General features: G+C 61.4%; 11 protein-coding genes. 7 read left to right on the plus strand and 4 right to left on the minus strand.

What is annotated here, in order from left to right:
- Positions 1 to 4: 4 nt before the first annotated feature.
- The 5 genes from AB5Y67_RS07675 to AB5Y67_RS07695 all read left to right on the plus strand — a co-directional run bounded on the left by AB5Y67_RS07675 (position 5) and on the right by AB5Y67_RS07695 (position 4511).
- Positions 5 to 601: a hypothetical protein gene (locus tag AB5Y67_RS07675; protein WP_368207650.1), complete on the plus strand. Its 597-nt coding sequence runs from the start codon at positions 5 to 7 to the stop codon at positions 599 to 601.
- Between the two features lie 100 nt (positions 602 to 701).
- Positions 702 to 1628: a hypothetical protein gene (locus AB5Y67_RS07680; protein WP_368207651.1), complete on the plus strand. Its 927-nt coding sequence runs from the start codon at positions 702 to 704 to the stop codon at positions 1626 to 1628.
- 68 nt (positions 1629 to 1696) lie between these two features.
- Positions 1697 to 2104, plus strand: coding sequence for a hypothetical protein (locus AB5Y67_RS07685; protein ID WP_368207652.1), 408 nt, complete (start codon positions 1697 to 1699; stop codon positions 2102 to 2104).
- 169 nt (positions 2105 to 2273) lie between these two features.
- Complete coding sequence (locus AB5Y67_RS07690; protein WP_368207653.1) at positions 2274 to 3521, plus strand: DUF3596 domain-containing protein; 1248 nt, start codon at positions 2274 to 2276, stop codon at positions 3519 to 3521.
- 51 nt (positions 3522 to 3572) lie between these two features.
- Positions 3573 to 4511 carry a hypothetical protein gene (locus AB5Y67_RS07695; protein ID WP_368207668.1) on the plus strand — a complete coding sequence of 313 codons (939 nt, stop codon included), beginning with the start codon at positions 3573 to 3575 and terminating at the stop codon, positions 4509 to 4511.
- A 426-nt stretch (positions 4512 to 4937) separates the two neighbouring features.
- Here the strand turns inward: AB5Y67_RS07695 and pbpC are convergent, their stop codons facing one another.
- From pbpC to AB5Y67_RS07715, 4 genes are all read right to left on the minus strand, one after another.
- A complete protein-coding gene (gene pbpC / locus AB5Y67_RS07700; RefSeq protein WP_199427201.1) occupies positions 4938 to 7361 on the minus strand; it encodes a penicillin-binding protein 1C in 2424 nt (807 codons plus the stop codon).
- Between the two features lie 10 nt (positions 7362 to 7371).
- Positions 7372 to 12255 carry an alpha-2-macroglobulin gene (locus AB5Y67_RS07705; RefSeq protein WP_234915129.1) on the minus strand — a complete coding sequence of 1628 codons (4884 nt, stop codon included), beginning with the start codon at positions 12253 to 12255 and terminating at the stop codon, positions 7372 to 7374.
- Between the two features lie 165 nt (positions 12256 to 12420).
- Positions 12421 to 13080, minus strand: coding sequence for a DedA family protein (locus AB5Y67_RS07710; RefSeq protein WP_199427203.1), 660 nt, complete (start codon positions 13078 to 13080; stop codon positions 12421 to 12423).
- A 215-nt stretch (positions 13081 to 13295) separates the two neighbouring features.
- Entirely contained in the window at positions 13296 to 14984 is a 1689-nt protein-coding gene (locus AB5Y67_RS07715; protein WP_005344666.1) for an FAD-dependent oxidoreductase, read from the minus strand.
- Between the two features lie 135 nt (positions 14985 to 15119).
- Between AB5Y67_RS07715 and AB5Y67_RS07720 the strand changes: the two genes are divergently transcribed.
- Positions 15120 to 18056, plus strand: coding sequence for an EAL domain-containing protein (locus AB5Y67_RS07720; RefSeq protein WP_199427204.1), 2937 nt, complete (start codon positions 15120 to 15122; stop codon positions 18054 to 18056).
- 65 nt (positions 18057 to 18121) lie between these two features.
- Entirely contained in the window at positions 18122 to 18919 is a 798-nt protein-coding gene (gene pflA / locus AB5Y67_RS07725; RefSeq protein WP_199427205.1) for a pyruvate formate lyase 1-activating protein, read from the plus strand.
- Positions 18920 to 18960 lie beyond the last annotated feature (41 nt).

Genomic DNA, 18960 nt, shown 5'->3' on the forward strand with positions numbered 1-18960 from the left:
CCACATGAAACCACGCATCGAGAAGAAGCTGAGCAAGAAGATCCATGCCATCCTTGGCAATCTGCTGGGCGAGGTCTGGATCGACAACGAGCTGGAGCTGCACCAGCGTCACTATCGCCACCACAATCGCGACAATAGCCCTCTCACCGGCAAGCAGAAGCGCGAGAACTGGCAGATGCGAGTGAGCGTTAACCACATGCCCAGTATCGGCGGAGGGCTGGACTACTGGGGTGAAGGGCAAGACTGGCATAGCGTCCTCCGCGGTGCTAAAGATGCGTTGCCTTGGTGCTTTGGGAAAAAGACAGACCCCGATGGCCCGCACGGTGGCTGGCCTCTACTGAAAGCCAAGATGACCGGCATATGGGTGATCAAGCACGCCAAGCTCTACACCATGCAGGAACAGGCCAAGGCTGCCAAAGAGGCATACAACAAAGCCCGGATCGCACAGCTAAAGGAAGGCGGATATATCCAGTTTCAACGTGGCGAAGGCTGGATTGGCAAGTGCATCTGCTGCGAACGGCTCACCCCAATCTACTGCAACGTCGCCGAGTTCGACCAGAATAGCCACTACTGCGGCGGCTCGCCGAGCTGCTGCCCATAGGAGCTGTAATGACCAAACAAAAGGCGGCCGGGATCGCAATCCTGGCCATTAACATTCTGGCCGTCATCGTGGCGGCCGACCTGTTTGTGAAGGGGTGAGTATGGAAGATGATTTGACGTGGCTGGCACGGACTGAACACCGCTGGCCAAAAGATGCAGTCTACGTGTCAAGGCACGAAAACGCTGTAGAGTGGCATTATGTTGAACTTTCTTTTATAGGTTACGGCTACTTTACACGAGACCAATGGCTAGCCCGCCGCGCAGAGCTGCAGAACAAGCCGCGCTGGAAGGATGCGCCTGAGTGGGCTGAATTCTTAATCCAGACGCTGGCTGGCGTGTGGATCTGGATTAGCCATGAGCCCAATGGCATGGATGACAATGGCGACATGTATTTTCATCCTGACGCAGAATCCGAAAAAGCTAGAGATGGAGAAGTCATCGGCGACTGGCGCGACACGCTGGAACGGCGACCCGTTGACCTATCCGAGCCAGCTGGCGGCGTGAAAGAGCGCGGTACTGATGGCGCCGAAGAGGTCAACGCAATGGCCCAGCGCCTGCTGGTTGCACTCAAGAGCGAGCCGCGCAGCTTCGATACCGACGCCCTGGCCGAGATGGTTGAACTGGCCGACGCCGAGATCGTCAAGCGCGACGCCAAGGTGTGCGGTGGCGAGGGGTATCTCAATAACCACTGGTTCGAGCGCGGGGAGTTGCCACCGGTTGGAGTGGAGTGTGAGTTCCATGGCGGGGCTCGCGTTGGGCGTGAATGGCCTGACTCATTAAAGGACGGGGCGAAGGTAAAAGTTCTTTGCCACTACACGCCGTGCATGAGGCCGGTCGCTGTTTTCTCGTTCGATATACCTGGCGGAAAACTGACATCGCAAGCGTCAGAGGCTTGCTTCCGCCCCATCCGCACCGAGCGCGATCTGGCCGTCGATGAGATGATGAAAGACGCTGGCGCGCTTCAGTGGGAAACGCCAAAGTCAATCATGCTGAGCCTCTACGATGCCGGATATCGCAAGCAGAGCTAGCCAGCCGATTAACGGCCCTTCCTTCAATCCCATTGGCGCCCCATCCTTAAGGACAGGAGGGCCACGCCATGCAACAGCTACAACTCATCGACCAGAGCAGCCAACTGCTGGACGATCTGGTTAATACCGTACTCTCCCCCACCCTGTCCCAATCGGCCAAGCTCGCCGAGATCGGCCGCATCCTGGCTCACTTCGACCTGCCTATCGAAGCGCCAAGGGTAACTGGCCAGCTCTGGAGCGCAACCGATCTGGGAAAGGAGCTGGGGGTGAGCGCCAAAGCCATCGGCAGGCTGGCCAACCAGCACAACCTGAAAACCACCGAACTGGGGGAATACCGCCTTGACCAGGCGGCCAACTCCCGCAAGCAAGTTCAAACCTTTTACTACAACCAGCTCGGGCGTCACCGGCTCGAGTCTCTTTTAACCGCGAGGACCAAACCATGCAGCAATTTGTCTACCCCTGCGCCAAGTGGGTAAGGCCAAAGCTTTTCGCTGCCCTAACCGGCATGTCAGAGAAGGCAGCCGAAGGGCGCCGCTTGAAAGGAGAGTGGCCAGAGGGCCTGGTGTGGCGCCGCGCCCCTGACAACCAAATTCGTTACAACGTTGCGGAGTATGACAAGTGGGTAGAGTCAAGCATGATGATCTAGTGGCTGGCGTCACCGGATTGGAAGTTCATGGCAAAAAACTGCGCATCAACTTCACCTATAAAGGCGTCAGGTGCCGGGAGGTCTTGGACCTCCCCATCACAAAAGCGAACGTGAAATTCGCCGCCAACAAGCTGGCCACAATAAAGCATGAGATCGCCATCAACACCTTCAACTACGCCTCCCATTTTCCAAACAGCGGAACGGCGGAAAAGTTCGGCCCGGTAAGAAAGCGCCATCAGCTGGGGAGTGCCTGCGCCGAGTTCTGGAAACTGCTGGAGCCAACTCTCAAGCCGACCACCAGAAAGATTTACCCCTGCGGGTTCAAGTCCTGTCTTGCTATTCTCGGCCCTGAGAGGGACATGGCAAGCTTGAAGCCAAAGGATCTCGAGCGGCTGCGCAACGAACTGATGGCGCAACTGCGGCCTGCCACGGTGAACACCTATCTGAAACGCTTCTGCCAGTTTCTGCTCTGGTGCGAGCGAAACGATATCATGAAAGATGCCGGCAAGATGTTGGCTGGATTCAAGCTGGTATCCTCCAGCAACGGATCACCTGCCGACCCGCTCGAATATTCAGAGTACCTGCTGGCGCTGGATGCCTGCACTCACGTTCAGCACCAGCGCATGATCACCGTCTCTGTTTATACCGGCCTGCGCCCCGGTGAGCTTCGCGCTCTGGCGTGGGAAGATATCGACTTCGAAAAGCGGACGATCACAGTAAGGCGCAGCGTCGGCCCGAGTGGCGACTACTTCAAGTTGCCAAAGACCGGCTTGGTCAGGGTAGTGGACATGCAGCCCCCGGTAATAGATGCGCTATCTGGTCAGCGTGAACTCACTTACTCTAGAAAGCCGGTAGTGATCAGCGTTGACCAGGAGGTTGGCAAGGAAACCATCTCCGTTAGGCCGGTGTTCTCTCCAAAGCTGACCTCGACGTTTGAACACAACTCGGGAGACTGGTTCACCCAGTCTGGATTTGTGACCATGTGGGTTCGGGTGGTCGAGCGATCCGGGATCCGCTATCGCCGTCTTTACCAACTGCGGCATACTTTCGCCAGCTGGAATTTGACATCGCACGGAAACCTCGCTTATATCGCCGACCAGATGGGTCACGCAGATCTGGAAATGCTTCAGTCCGTTTACGGGAAGTGGATCGCGTCAGCCAGCAAATCGGAGGCTGCGCGGATCTGGGAACTGATGACGTCAAAAGGCCATTTTGCCCCAACCACGCCCCAAGAAAACGGCGAATAACTATAAGGCATTGTTTTTAAAGTGGTAAAAACTTACATCTACTACCCCGGCATGGAGGTACGCGACGAGCTCTGGCTCAAATTTGCCTTGCTCTATCTGGAGCGGCTTGCCTTTGTCTTCACCGTCAGCGAAAAGAGCGGCCTCACCGCCCTGCTCGATACCCTTCAACAGCAGACCGATCTGCTGGCCGAGCGGCCCGATGCAACCTTTTTTGCCGCCATTACCCCGCAATTGGAGAGCCAGATAAGCGGCCTGGTGGCCCCCGATTTCGTCCGCCACAAGGTGTTTGGCAACAAGGAGCTGATTGGTCGCTGGCGTCAGGAGGCCAACCACGACTGCTTCTGCCCGGATCAGGTGGGGCTGGAGCGGCTGCACGGCTTTTGCCTCAACCATGGTTTTGCCAGTCGGGATCAGGGGGGGATCAGAATGGCACGGCGCTTTGCCAATCTGCTCTCCATGCGTCTCGCCCGTGAGTGGGCACTCGCCAATGACGGGGCGCTCATTACCGATCACGACTATCTCGACCGCCTGCTCCATCTGCTCGAATCCCGCTACCACAATCGCGGCGGTCAGGATTGCTTCCACCTCGAAATCCCTTTGCAAGTGCCCACTCACCTGGCCGACATTCCGTTTGCAGAGCTGATTGCCCTGCGCGGGTGCAGCGGCTTTCGCCAGCAGTTGGCCGAATTTCATCTGGCCCTCGACAACCTGCTCACCATGCTGGGTAGCGGCTATGCCGACCCGGCGGCCTTGACCCGCTTTGAGCAGGCTCAGCAAGGGCTCAATCAACTGCTGGGGCCCGAGACCCTCAGCATGCCACTCACCACCCTGGTCAGCAGCAGCCTGCCCGCCGTAGCCATGCTCCACCAGTTAAAGGCGAGCCACCCCGAAAGCACCCTCATCTTCCATCCCATCAAGAAGAGCCACTTTCACCAACGCAAGAGCCAGCACTTCTTCACCCGGCTCGGTCATCTGCGCCAACAGGGCTGAATTGGCGGAATGAAAAAGGGGTTGGCATCTGCCAACCCCTCTCGTTTTCTGCTGCCTACCAATCATCACCCCGGTGATTGGCCCGCTCTTGCGCCTGCCTGCGCGCCTCCATCGCCCTGTCACGGCGGATATTGGCAGGGGTACAGGCAAACTGTTTCTGATAGCAACGCGCAAAACTCTCGGAAGCAGGTTCGAAAGGTGAATAGAACCCGGTACGTTCAGGAGAAACATGGTGATCACCATGATTGGTTGTGGCACAACCCGAACTCATCAGCACCAGCAAGGGACACAGAACACGCAGCAAAAGAGAACTCCCGATTGGATTTGAATGAATTCGTAATTATTCACAAATTAATTCATCCAATCAAATATTGATGCATTTCAAATAGTTAATTACATTCACCTCAATGGCTGTCGGCAAAACGATCAACGGGTGATGGTGCTGGCATCACTGTCAGGATGCACCACGCGAAACTCGATACGATCGCTGTTGCCCGCTTCATCCACCACCACCAGCTGATAACGACCCGCCACACTCAGCACCTGATCCCCGTCCCAGCGCAGTCGCTGGCCGTTGAGAAACCAGGCCGACTTGCCGACACCGCCAAGCACCTTGGGCTGCAACCGATAGCGCTGGCTGCGGATAAGGTTGCCCTCCCCCAGCGCCACAATGCGAATAGGGGCCTGCAGCTCGGCACTCTGCCCTTCCCCAGCACAACCACTTGCAAGCAGCGCCTGTCGTCGCTCGCCGGGCGTTCGCCACGGCTCCAGTGACAATGGCCAGAGCGCCCGAAAACCGGATTGTGCCGCATCGGGGCAACGGGTCAGCGTCGGCTTGCCTTCGGCAGTGAGTGCAACTTGCCGCAGCGGCGAGGGCCAGTCCATGGGATCCGGCAAGGTGGGAGGATCGCGCCCTTCCAGCAACCAGGCGCTCTGGCGCTGCAAACAGGCTTCAGGCAGGGTCGCGTTCGCCTTGCGCCCCAGCGGCCAGCAAATCTCGCCCTCGCTCACCGTGTTGGGCTGTGCCGGCAGAGGGCTGTTGTCAGCCAGTCGCGAGTAGACCGAAAGCAGCAGTGGCACCGCCGCGCTCTGGCCGTAAAAACCGGGCATAGGGGTACCGTCGGGGCGCCCCAGCCAGACGCCGATGGTCCAGCGACCGGAGACCCCCATCGCCCAGCTGTCGCGATAGCCATAGCTGGTGCCGGTCTTCCAGGCCAGTCGGTTGACCCGGCCGGTCGCCTCGCTGGCAAAGGGCTGATCCGCGCGCCCCTGCGCGCTCAATATTTGCCAGATGATCCAGGCTGCCCCCGGGCTCAGCAAGGGGCGCGACACCACCTGCTGCCCCGCCAACCAGACCGGCATCGCCACCTGCCCCTGCCGGGTCAGCGCGCTGTAGAGCGCCACCAGCTGCTCGAGTCGAATGCCCGCCGCCCCCAGCGCGATGGCTGGGTTGGGCTTGTCGGAGAGCGCCAGCCGCACTCCGGCGTTGTCGAGGCGACTGACCAGTTTGTCCGGCCCAAGCGCCTCCAGCACTTGCACCGCCGGCACGTTGAGGGATTGCTGCAGCGCCTGCGCAAGGGTCACCGGCCCCTGAAAGGCGCCGGAGAAATTGGCGGGGCGATAATCAGACCCCAGTCTCGGCGCATCGGAGAGCAGGGAGGCCGAATGCACCAACCCTTCATCCATGGCCAGACCGTAGATAAAGGGCTTGAGGGTGGAGCCGGGAGAGCGGATCGCCTGCACCATGTCGAGGTAACCGTGGCGGCGCAAATTGCCATACTCGGCGCTGCCCACGTAGGCGCGCACCGCCATGGTTTTGTTATCTACCAAGAGCAACGCCGCTGAGGTCTGCTCGGGGAAGCGACGGATGTAGCTCGCCACCCGCCCCTCCAACCAACGCTGCAGATCACCGTCGATGGTGGTGTGCACTAGCGCCCCGGCCTGATTGTCAGCGGCAAGGCGGGCAAAGAGCGGCGCCTCCATCGGCGTGAAGTGACCTCGGGCCAGCACCGGCTCGATACGTCCCTCCAACCACACCTGTTCGGGCCAGACACCCTGAGCCACCAGCCGCTGCATTACCTTGTCACGGGCGGCGCGGGCCCGCTCGGGATGCCGGTCCGGCCGGTTGCGGCTAGGGGCCTGCGGCAGCACCGCCAGCAGCGCCGCTTCGGCATGGGTCAGCTTGGCGGCGCTCTTACCGAGATAGGCAAAACTTGCCGCCTGCACCCCCTCCAGATTACCGCCAAACGGCGCCCGGTTGAGGTAGACGGTGAGCAGGGTGCGCTTGTCGTAGTGCCACTCCAGCTGCAGCGCACGCACCATCTGGCGCAGCTTGCCGGGCACGCTCCTGTGGTAGGGCTCGATAAGACGCGCCACCTGCATGGTGAGAGTCGAGCCGCCTGACACGGCGCGCCCGTAGCGCAGCCACTGCCAGACCCCGCGCACCATGGCCACCGGATTGACCCCGGGATGACGCCAGAAGTAGCGATCCTCGTAGCCGAGCAGCGCCTCGATATAGCGGGGGGAGACCTGCGCCAGGGTCACGGGGTAACGCCACACGCCGCTGGTATCGGCAAAGGCGCGCAGCGGTCGCCCCTTCATGTCGAGCACCACCCGTGCGTAGGCAGGGTCGAGTGGCGGCGGCGGGAAGAGTCGATCCAGCGCCAGCAATGACAGGAGCAGTGCTACAACGCCCAGCACCGAGCAACGCAGCCAGCGTGGCAGACGGCCCAGCCAACGCCGACAGGCGCGGCCACTGCGGCGAAGCCTCAGCCAACCGCGCTGCCATAAAGTGAGCTGGTGGCCCCGCTCGAGGGAGGGGGCGTTGCTCAGCGGTCGTCTGCGACCCATCAAGCGCCAGCTACTCAGAGATAACGACCTCGTGAATATCCTCCCCCACGGCCCGCAGCTCGGGTCGGTACATATCCTCCACCTGGGTCGGCGGCACCTGATAGCGACCCGGCGTCACCGCCCGCATCAGGTAGACCAGTTGCTGGTTGCTCCCCTCGCTCAAATCCAGCGCCGCCGTGTAGCGGTCATCGCGAAACTCCTGATGCTTGAGATAGTCGTTCCACTCGCTCTGCCACGCCGGTTTCCCCTCAATGGAGAGCTCTTCCAGCTTGATGCTGTTGCCAAGGGCCGGGTTCTCCAGCTCGAAGCCGGCGGGCACCATCTCTACCAGCAGGGCATCGGGCACCGCCGATTCACTGCTGACGTTGAGCCGCACCACCACCAGATCGCCCACCTTCACCTTGGCGGGATCAAACGGCTGACCGTCGCTATTGAACCAGCTGCGGGTCACGCTTATCCCCTGACTCAACCGGGTAGGAGCCTGCTCGGGATAGCCGATGAGGGTGCGCTGCACATAGAGGGAGCCCTTGCCCTCGTTGGTGACGGCGCTCGCCGCCAGCGCCTCGGGGGCACCCTGCTGCAGCGGAGCCGAACCGCTCAGGGATCCACTGCCAAGAGAGGAAGTTACCCTGGCCTGCCAGTCGACGGCCGGATCGAAGCGGGCGAGTCGCAACAAGGCGAGCCGCTCTTGGGTGCTGAGCCACTGACGGTGAGCCAGGGTATCGGCCACCTTGGCGCTGAGATCAGGCCAGCGTTCCGCAGCCAGCTTGTGCTGACGCAGCAAGGAGAGCTCAAGGGCTTCATCGCGCAGCGGTGAGCCGTAATCACCCAGATAGTCATCCCCGCGCTCGGTCGCCAATGCCCGGCTGAGGGCCTTGGCGGCGTTCTGCTCATCCCCCATGGCCGAGAGCGCCAGCGAGAGGTGCAAGAGCGGCAAACCTGAGCGGGCGTGATCGGCCTGCTGCTCCCAGATAAGGCGCAGGGTAGCGAGTGGCGCCTTGCCCACCCGGGCCAGCACATAGGCGCTGTAAGCCTGATAGGCCAACCGGCTGTGCTCGGGGGCACTGCTCCAGCGCTCGCCGTACTGGCTGTCGGTGAGATAGCTTTGCAGCCGGTTCAAAGCCTGATTGAGCATCGCCTCCGGCACTGCGTCGCCCGCCTCCTTGCGCGCCAGCAGGTAGTCGGCAGCATAGGCGGTGAGCCATTGTTCCTCATCGGAGCGACCATCCCACAGGCCAAAGCCGCCGCTTGGCAGTTGCAACCGCTGCAGTCGTTGCAGCAGGGCGCGCTGCACATCCGCCTCACTCGCCGCTTTCTTGCCCTCTACGGGTTTGCTCCAGGCGGCCCGCTCATCGGCCGTGGTCAGCAAGTAAGGCCAGGCACGGGACAAGGTCTGCTCCAGACAGGCGTAGGGGTAGTCGGCCAGCGCCTGCCACTGGGCAGCCGGATCCCAGGGAGGGGTGCCGGAGAGGCTGAGCAGCCCCTGCAGGTTGGCACGATCCAGCCCGGCCAGCTCAGCTGGCGCAAAGCTCATCTGCTGACCGGAGGCCAGCATCTGGTAGCGCTGGCGAGTCTCGGCCGGCCAGGGGGAGCGCAGCGGCAAAGTCCAGTCGCGGCTGATGGCAAAATCCTTGCCGCTGGCCGCCAACTGCAGGCTCGCCACGCCGCTCGCCCCGGTCACGGTGAGCGGCAGGGTCAGCCACTGCTCCTCGCCGTTTTTAAGGGAAAGGGTGCCGGGCAGCTCGCCGTTTGCCTTGAGCCCACCGTTGAGGGTCCAGACAAGGGAGAGGGTCTGATCTTCGCCGCTCATGTTGCGCAACTGCACCAATGCCCGGGTCTCATCGCCTCTGGCGCCAAAGCGCGGCCAGCCGATCTCGGCCACCAAGGGCGCCACCACCTTGACGGCGCGCTCGGCCTCGCCGACTTGCTGTTCGTTCCAGGCCAGCGCCATCAGCGCCAGTTCGCCGTTGAAGTTGGGCAAGTCGAGCGGGATCACCGCTTTACCCTGCTGGTCAAAACTCACCTCGCCGCTCCACAGTGCGGCTATCTCGACCCGGCTCTCCAGCGCGCCACCCTTTTTCAGCGGCGCCCGATCGCCCCCGTAGTTGAGGCGGGCCAGCTTGCCATCCTGCGGCGGGATCACCTGGCCGTAGTTGTCGAACAGATCTTGCGCGAAGCGCTTGCGACCAAAGAAGACCTCGAACGGATCGAGCGGCTGATAATCGCTGATATTGAGCACGCCCCGATCCACCGCCGCCAGTACCACACGGCCTTGGCTATTGGGGGTGGAGGTCGCGGTCACTTCCAGCCGGGTAAGGGGCACCGCTTTATCAGGTGCGCTCAGGGTGAGCGGCAGACGGCGCGCTTCCCGGTCCAGGGTGAGCGGCACCAGTCCGACTGAGCGCAGGCTCTGCCCCTGCTGGCTGCTGACCGGTTTGGAGGCGCTGTCTGACGCGGCGATCTGGGCCGAAATGTGCAGATCATGACGCTGCCACTCGGGGCTGACCGGGATCTCGAACTCGCCGCGGGCATCCTTGGCATCGCCACCGGCCCTCTTGAGCTCGATACGCTGCCACCAGCGCAGGCCGTCGCCATCTTCCACCAGCAGCAACCCCTTGCCGGGGCGCGGGGCCACCAGCGTCACTTTGGCCTTGTCGCCCGCCTGATAGGCGCGCTTGTCGAGGGTGATGGCAATCTTGTCAGGCCGCGCCTGCTCGCCACCGCCGCCCCAGGCGTAACTGCCGATCTCCACCCGTAGGCTCGATTGATGGCCCTGACTGTTCTCCACCTCCAACCGATACCAGCCCGCCGCCAGTTGCAGCGTGAGCGGAGTCGGCCCCTTGCCGTCCAGCTGCAGGGTCTGCTGCTGCTCCAGATAGGGCTGGCTGTTGAACTCGTACTTCCACCCCTCGCCATCGGCGTAGTGCCAGTAGTAATCGCGGTACTCGTTGATAAGGCGCACTTTCACCGCCCCCGCCACCGGTTGGCCTTGCTCATCGAGGTTGAGGATCTGAAAGGGGAGCGGCTTACCTCCCTCTACTCGATCAGCCACGAAGTCGGCCTTGAGCGCCGGCCACTGGCTGCCCGCAGGCCAGCCATACTGGGTGCGGCTGCGATTGACGGCGCGACCGCCGGGCTCGGAAAGGGAGACCCGATAGGCCACCTCCAGCGGCCCGAGGGCGCGCACCCCATTGAGCTCATCAGTAAGCGAAAAAGTTCCCTGCCCCTGCGCATCGAGGGTGAGACTGAGGGGCTCGAGATCCTTGGCCTGCTCGGCGAGCAGTACGTCACCCAGCGTGAACTCCTGCCACTGGGTAAAGGGCATGGTGGCGCGGCTGATCTTCACCTCTGCCTTGGCCTTGGTGGCGCTCGCCGGTGCACCGTAGAGATAGTCCCCTTGCAGCGGCAGGCTGAGGGCGGCGCCCAGATCCGTCACTTCACCATCCGGCCCCTTGCCAAGCTGCAGTTTGAGCCGCTCCGGCAAAAACTCCTCCACCAAAAAGGGCCACTCGAAACGACTACCAGCGGCGGTCTTGAGGTTAATGGTCCAGCGCCCGAGCGGCGCATCGTCCGGCAGGCGCAGACCGTAGTGGGCCGCGCCAAGATTGTCCGGTAGCAGCCGCTTTTGTTCGAGCAGCTGACCATCCGGCTGTTTCACCTCCAGCTCCACTGCCATACCGGGCAACAGCTTGCCATCTTGGCCCTTGAGCAGGATCTCGCTGTCGAGCCGCTCGCCGGGACGATAGAGATCGCGCCCGCTGAACAGATAGAGCTGCTGGGCCTGCCAGGGCTGGGTGCCGAGATCGAAGGTGGAGAGATCGAGCGCAGCCCCATCGAGGCGCAGCACCGCCAGATGGTTGCCCTGTTCGGCCAGCAGCAAGCGAGCCCCCTGCACCTGATCAAAGCGGCGATGGCCCTGCGGATCAGTGGTTTGCACCTGCAGCCGGTTGCCCTTCTCGTCGAGCAGGGAGAGCTGCACATCCTTGAGCGGGTCGGCGCTGGCCAGGGAGCTCACGAACACCTCCAGCTGATCGCGGTAACGACGGGCACTGAGCCCCATGTCGCTCACCGCAAAATAGGTGGTCTCCTTGCGCCAGTCGTAATTGCCAAGGGGGGACATCACCGCAAAGTAGACGCCAGCCTCAGCCAGCTGCGGCTCCTTCACATTAATGAGGCGGGTCTCGCGCCGGTTGGCATCGAGCTCCAGCGCATAGCGGCCGCTGAATACCCGCTTGGCCCGCTGGGTGATCTGCTCAAGCTCCCAGTTCCCCATGCCGGCACCGGGGCGATATTCCGCCAGAAAACGGGGCAGATATTCCGCATCGACCCGAAAGAAATCGATATTGACCTCGTCCACGTTGACCGCGCTGATGGGCAGGCGCAGCTCGTCGCGCAGCGGCAATACCATGCCGCTGGCGGTAAACGAAGCCCCCGCCTCCAGCGGCCGGGTTTTGAGGGTCCAGCTCTGAGGGGATGGGCCCAGCCCCGCCTTGAGGCTCACTTCATAGCTCTTGTCGGGCTGGACGTTCGGGAAATAGAGGGTGCGACCATCGTCGGCGAGGATCCACTCCCCCTGCACCTGCTTGCCCCCCTCACTGACCCCGAGCCAGCTCTGCCAATTGGCCTTGGGCGACAGGGGGCCGGAGAAGACCAGCGCCAGCGCCGGGGCATCGCGATATTGGCGGGCATTGGCCTGCACTACAGAAGTTGGCGCCCCGGCCTCCTGCTGGGCTGTGGATTCTGTGGTCGATATTTGGCTGGCGGGCTTGTCAGGGCCGCAACCAGACAGCAAACCGACCACTCCGCAAAGCAGCAGGGCCGAGCAGCGGCGGCGCAGAGTGCCGGTTCCGGCGGTAGAGCGGTGAGAAGCAGAGGGAGAGTCGAAGAGGCGCATAGGTTCCATCCCGAGTTGGAGCGCTGCAAACGCAGCGTGGCTGGAAACAGGATAAGGCATCCTGCTCACCCGACACAAAGCTCATTACCCGAATGGGCACAATTCCGCGCCCCTGCAGCACGAGAACCCCCTTGCCCACTGATCCAGTGCGGCAAGGGTTGTCATCTAGTCGTGGCTGGTCTCGTTTTTTGCTCCGCCTTTGAACCAGCGAAACAGGATGGCCATGACGGCCGCCAGAAACAGCACCAGCGAGGTAATCAGCAGGGCCCGGGTCAACAGTTCGCTGTGGTGGAGGAAGAAGGGGGTATTCATCGCCAGCTTGCCCACCAAACTGAGGCAGAGCGCCCACATAAAGGCACTGGCAAAGCTGGCCACGCACATCCGCAGCACGCTCAGGCGGCCAATCCCCATCAGCATGGGAGTCAGCACCCGCACGAACGGGATAAAACGGGAGGAGAACATCGCCAGAAAACCGTACTTTTTAAGCAGCCGGGTCGCCTTGGGCAGGCTGTCGGGAGGCAACATCCGTTCGATATGATCCATAAAGCGGGTGCGCTGCAGGGCCCGTCCCTGCCAGTAGGCGAGCACAGAACCTATGCCAGCAGCCAACGGCAGATAAATAAGTGTTACTTCAGGGCCAAACACCCCCATGCCCACCAACCCGCCGGCCAGCAGTACCAGGCTGTCCCCCGGCAGGGGCAGGAAGACGAATGCGGACTCCAGCAGCAGTACCAGCATCAGGCAACTGATCAGCAGGGATACCGCCTGCATCTGAACCAGGGCGTCAAAATCCTGATGCCAAATGGCCATCAGCATATCCAGCATGTCACTCTCCCTACTACACGGTTCATCATGAACGAGGCAGGGGTTATAGCACCCATCCCCTGAACAAAACGTTAATTTTGTCCGGCACAGGAAATAAAGTGTGTCGAAATATTGCAGTAACCAGGGGAATGCAAGAAGGGCGAAAAGCAGAAACAAAAAGCCCCTCATCTTGCACGCACAAGGGAGAGGGGCAAACAGGCACAGAAATAAAACGGTTACTCGGCGGTGGCCATCTGCCAGGTTTTGAAGCCGCCGGAGAGATTCTTCACTTTAAAGCCGTGCTGGCTCAGCAAGCGGCAGGCGACATGGCCGCGCAGCCCGACCTGACAGCTGATCAGCAGCTCTTTCTCTTTGGGCAACTCATGGAGGCGACCACGCAACTCGTCGAGGGGGATATGCAGCGCCCCCGGAATGCGGCCCAGCTTGTCGAGCTCCGGGCCATTGCGCACATCCACCACCAGCTGATGGGGGTTACGAGCCTGCACCTCGGCCACGTGGCAGAGCAGGGTGTCCCCCTTCAGGTGGTTGCTTGCCACAAAGCCGGCCATGTTGATCACATCCTTGGCCGAGCCGAACGGCGGCGCATAGGTGAGCTCCAGATCCTGCAGGTCAAACACGGTGAGACCGGCGCGCTGGGCCACCGCCAGCACGTCGATGCGCTTGTCGATGCCATCCTTGCCGATGGCCTGGGCGCCATAAATCTTGCCATCCGGGGCAAACAGCAGCTTGAGGCTGACCGGATGGGCGCCCGGGTAGTAACCGGCGTGGCTGCCCGGATGGACATAAACCTTCTCGAACGGCAATCCCAGTTGCACCAGTCGCTTCTCGTTGAGGCCGGTGCTGGCCACCGCCAGATCGAACAGCTTGCAGATGGCGGTCCCTTGCGTCTTCTTGTAGGTTTCGCTTCGGCCCAGCATATTGTCGGCGGCGATGCGCCCCTGCCGGTTGGCGGGGCCCGCCAGCGGGATCAGCACAGATTCGCCGGTGACGAAGTCAATCTCTTCCACCGCATCCCCCACCGCATAGATGAAGGGATCCGAGGTACGCATCCCGGCATCCACCTTGATGCCGCCCCGCGGGCCCAGCTCCAGCCCCGCTTTGGCGGCGAGCAGAGTTTCCGGCTTGACGCCGATGGCGAGGATCAAGAGACCGGTATCAAGATGGGAGCCGTCATTGAGGGTCAGGCGCAGGCCACCACTTTTGGCGGTCGGTACGGCGGAAGTCTTCTCGGCTGGCAGATCCAGACTCTCGATGGCGGTAAGGCCGGTGCGCAGGCGCAGGTCGATCCCCTCTTCCCGGATGCGGGCATGGAGCATGTTGGCCATCTCCTTGTCCACCGGCGCCATCACCTGATCGGCCAGCTCCAGCAGGGTGACATCCAGCTTGCGCTGATGCAGCGCCTCCATCATCTCCAGCCCGATAAAACCGCCACCCACCACGGTAACGTGGCGCGGCTGATCGTGATGCAGGGCCGCCAGAATGCGATCCATGTCCGGGATGTTGCGCAGGGTATAGACATGGGGGCTGTCGATACCGGGGAAGGGAGGACGGATCGGCGCCGCCCCCGGGCTCAGCAGCAGCACATCGTAATGCTCGCGCTGCTCTTCACCGGTTTGCAGGTTGCGCACCAGCAAGGTCTTGCCCGCCTTGTCGATCTCAATCACATCGTGGAAGACCCGCACATCGACGTTGAAACGGCGCTTGAAACTCTGGGGAGTCTGCAGCAGCAAGGCATCCCGGTCGGGGATATCGCCCCCGATGTGATAGGGCAGACCGCAGTTGGCGAAGCTGACAAACTCGCCCCGCTCGAACATCACGATCTCTGCCTCTTCACTCAAACGACGAGCACGAGCCGCCGCCGATGCGCCCCCCGCGACACCACCGATAATCAGGATCCGTTTCATCTGCAAGACTCCTCATACATGATAATGGGCAATAAATTAGACTTTTCTAATTTAGAATTCAATGAAATTTTGTTTCACACCATTTTGCAGTATTCTTGCAACCCCGACGGTTGCTTAACAGGATGTTGTTTGTTCATGTCGTCTACCGCACTCAGTCATCTACCTCCTGCCCTCCAGACGCCGCTCTTTTTCCGTCTGGATCTGCGCAGTCAACGGCTGGTCGCCCTGACCGACGTGATGCAAACCCCGCTCTACTGGCTCGACGAACCGCGTGCCTCCTGGCCTGCCCAGCTACCCGATGCCCTGCGCCTGCCCATCGAACAACTGCTTGCCAACGGCCATGGCGGCAAGATCACCGTGCGCTTTGCCAGCCAGTTGTGGCATATCGCCCTCGCTCACGAGCAGGATGGCTTCTGGCTCATCTGTCTGCAGAACCTTCGCCAGGAGCCCATCGCCGACCTGGCATTGCAACTGCCGCGCCTCAGCCAGATGGCGAGCCAGCAACAGTATGCGCCCCTGCTCGAGGCCCTTAAAGAGAGTTTGGGGGCCGATCGGCTCATCCTCTGGCACTATCAGGCCAACGGCGATCTCGGCAGCGAACAACTCACCCCGGTGTTCACCCTGGGGGTGGAGGCGCTCTACCCCATTCGTGGTGACAGCCGCTATATCCGCGCCCTGCGTACCCGCAAATCGTTGAGTTTCTCGGAAGCGGCCCACCAGCCGATGCTGAGCAATCACCTCTATCTGACCAGTGCCGGTGTGCGCTCACGCCTCGATGGTGCCCTGCTGGAGCAGGACAAGCTGTTCGGGGTGCTGAGTCTGGAGTATCTCGATCCCACCCCGCTTAGCGAGGAGATGTTGCAGCTGGTGCGCAGCAGCGCCCAGCTGCTCGGCCACTGGCAACCGCAACCGGAAGAGCACCGCGCCGAGCTGGCCCTCCCGCCCGAGCTGCACCAGCAGACCGGCATCGACTACTGCAAGACGCTGGTAAGCTGGGCCATGAGCGCCAGCGGTGCCCGGGTGGGCTGGATCGGCGAGTTCCAGCCCCGCGGTCAGGAGCTCTGGATCATCCCCCGCTGCGTCATCAACGAGGAGATCTGCTCCACCCTCAAGCCCATCCAGCTCGACCCTGGCCCCGCTCAGGAGCTGTTCCAGCACGGTCAGGCCATCTATGTGGAAGATCTGCCCGTGCGCTATCCCAAGGCGACCCGGCTGCTCGCCCTCAATGCCAGCGCCTACATCGGCATTCCGCTCCATGGTCAAAGCGGCGCCCCCATTGGCCAGATCACCCTGCTGCTCGATACCCCTCTTGAGGAGCCCGAGCAGCTGCTGGATCTATTGAGCAGCCAGCACGAGCGGGCCGCCATCGAACTCAAGCGCCTCGCCACCGACGATGCCCTGCGGCTGGCGGAAGTGGCCTTCAATACCCACGATGGGCTGATCGTGATGGATCACAACGGCATCATCCTCAAGGTCAACCACTCCTTCAGCCGGATCACCGGATTTGGCGAGGTAGAGGTGATCGGTCACTCCATTCGCAAGCTGCGTCCCACCTACTACGGGGATCATCTCAAGGAGGATGTCAGCCGCACCGTCAACGAGCAGGAGTTCTGGCTTGGGGAAGAGCGCTGCCTGCACAAGGATGGTCACCTCTTTCCGGTGCGCTTGATGGTGAACGGCGTCAAGGATGAGCAGGGGGAGCTCAGCCACTTTATCTGCAGCTTCTACGACATCACCCAGGAAAAAGAGGCGGCCAGACATATCGAGCAGCTCGCCTACTACGACGATCTCTGCGGTCTGCACAACCGGCGCAGCCTCAACCATATTTTGCAGCAGACCCTGAGCGCCTCCAACGGCCAGTGGGGCGCCCTGCTGCTAGTCGATCTCGACAACTTCAAGTCGATCAACGACTCCCTCGGTCACGCCTGCGGCGATCTGCTGCTGCAAGCCGTGGTGCAGCGTTTCAGGGAGCTGCCCCAGGACAATCTGGTGCAGGCGCGCATCTCGGGGGATGAGTTTGCCCTGCTCTTTACCCAGCTGGGACAAGGGGAAGTCACCGCCAAAATTCTGGCAGAGCACTTCGCCCGCGAGCTGATGGGGCTGTTTCGCACCCCGTTCGACATCGGCGATCACAAGCTGCACTGCAGCGCCTCGGTGGGGATCAGCCTCTTCTCCGGCAACGAGACGGATCATCTGGTCCTGATGCAACAGGCCGACACCGCAACCCACATGGCCAAGCGCGCCGGTCAGGGCCACTACGTCTTCTTTACCGAGGCGATGGCCCAGCACGAGAAGAACCGGCTGACCCTCACCAATGAGCTGCGCGATGCCCTGCGTCATCACGAGCTGCAGCTCCACTATCAACCGCAATACCGGGTCGACAATGGCTCGCTGTCGGGTATCGAGGCGCTGCTGCGCTGGCAGCGCAGCGACGGCACCATGGTGCCACCCGGGGAGTTTATCCCCATCGCCGAAGAGACCAGCCTGATCCTCGAAATCGGCTACTGGGTGATGAAGACCGCCTGCGCCCAATACAGCTTCTGGCTCAACCGTGGCCTGCAGATCCCCCATCTGTCGGTCAACGTCAGTGCCCGCCAGTTCCACACCCAGGGCTTCGTACAACAGGTGGAGTACATCTTGCGCGACACCGGTGTGCCCCCCTCCCGCCTGCTGCTGGAGGTGACCGAATCGGTAGTCTTGGAGAATCGGCAGGAGAGTATTGCCAGAATGCGCCAGCTCAAGGAGCTCGGCATCCTCATCTCCATCGATGACTTCGGTACCGGCTACTCGTCTCTGGCCTATCTGCGGGATCTGCCCGCCGATGAGGTGAAGCTGGACAGAAGCTTCATTCAGACCCTGGTACACAGCGAACAGGACAGAGCCATCGTCAAGGCGATACTCGATCTGGCCCAGGTCTTTCGTTTTACCGTCACCGCCGAAGGGGTGGAAGAGGAGGCGCAGCTGGCCATCCTCAAAGCGCTGGGATGCCAGCATTATCAAGGGTTTCTCACCAGTCGGCCGCTCACCGTCAAGGGACTGGAGCAGCTGCTTGGCAGCCGGGCGCCGGACTAAAGGTGTAGGATCAATAGGGGTTTATGTAATAAAATAACGGCCTGCTCGAATCGTTGGAGTTGTTTATGTCTGTCATTAATCGGATCCCTGCCGTTGAAATCAGCCAGTCAGCCGGAGCTCACGGCACCGTTGGCCGGATCCATTCCGTCGAAACCTGCGGCACTGTCGATGGCCCGGGAATACGCTTTATCGTATTCATGCAAGGCTGCCTGATGCGCTGCAAGTACTGCCACAACCGCGATACCTGGGATACCGAAGGTGGCCGCGAAGTGACCGTACCGGAGTTGATGAGTGACATCACCAGCTATCGCCACTTCATGAATGCCTCCGGCGGTGGTGTGACAGCGTCCGGCGGTGAAGCCATGCTGCAACCGGCTTTCATTACCGAACTCTTTACCGCCTGCAAAGAGAAAGGGATCCACACCTGTCTCGACACCAACGGCTTCGTCCGTCATCTCGACGAACAGGTGGACAAGCTGCTCGACCAGACCGATCTGGTGCTGCTCGACATCAAACAGATCAATGACGAGAAACACATTCCACTGACCCACGTCAGCAACAGATACACCCTGGAGTTTGCCCGCTATCTGGCAGCCAAAGGCAAGACCATGTGGATCCGCTACGTGGTGGTACCGACCTGGAGCGACGACGACGAGAGCGCCGAAGGGCTGGGCCAGTTTATCGCCAAGCTGGGCGATAGCGTGGAGAAGGTGGAGCTGCTCCCCTACCATGAGCTCGGCAAACACAAGTGGGACGTACTGGGCGACCCGTACGAGCTGAGCGGGATCAAGCCCCCCAGCAAGGAGACCATGGAACGGGTCAAGGGCATCCTCGGCAAGTACCACAACAACGTCAAATATTGATGGTAAAAGCAGGCTGATTCGTCAGCCTGCTCTGCTATGGG

Origin of the sequence: Aeromonas sp. s12, assembly GCF_040907925.1 — a bacterium.
In the GTDB taxonomy this organism is placed as follows: Bacteria; Pseudomonadota; Gammaproteobacteria; order Enterobacterales; family Aeromonadaceae; genus Aeromonas; species Aeromonas veronii.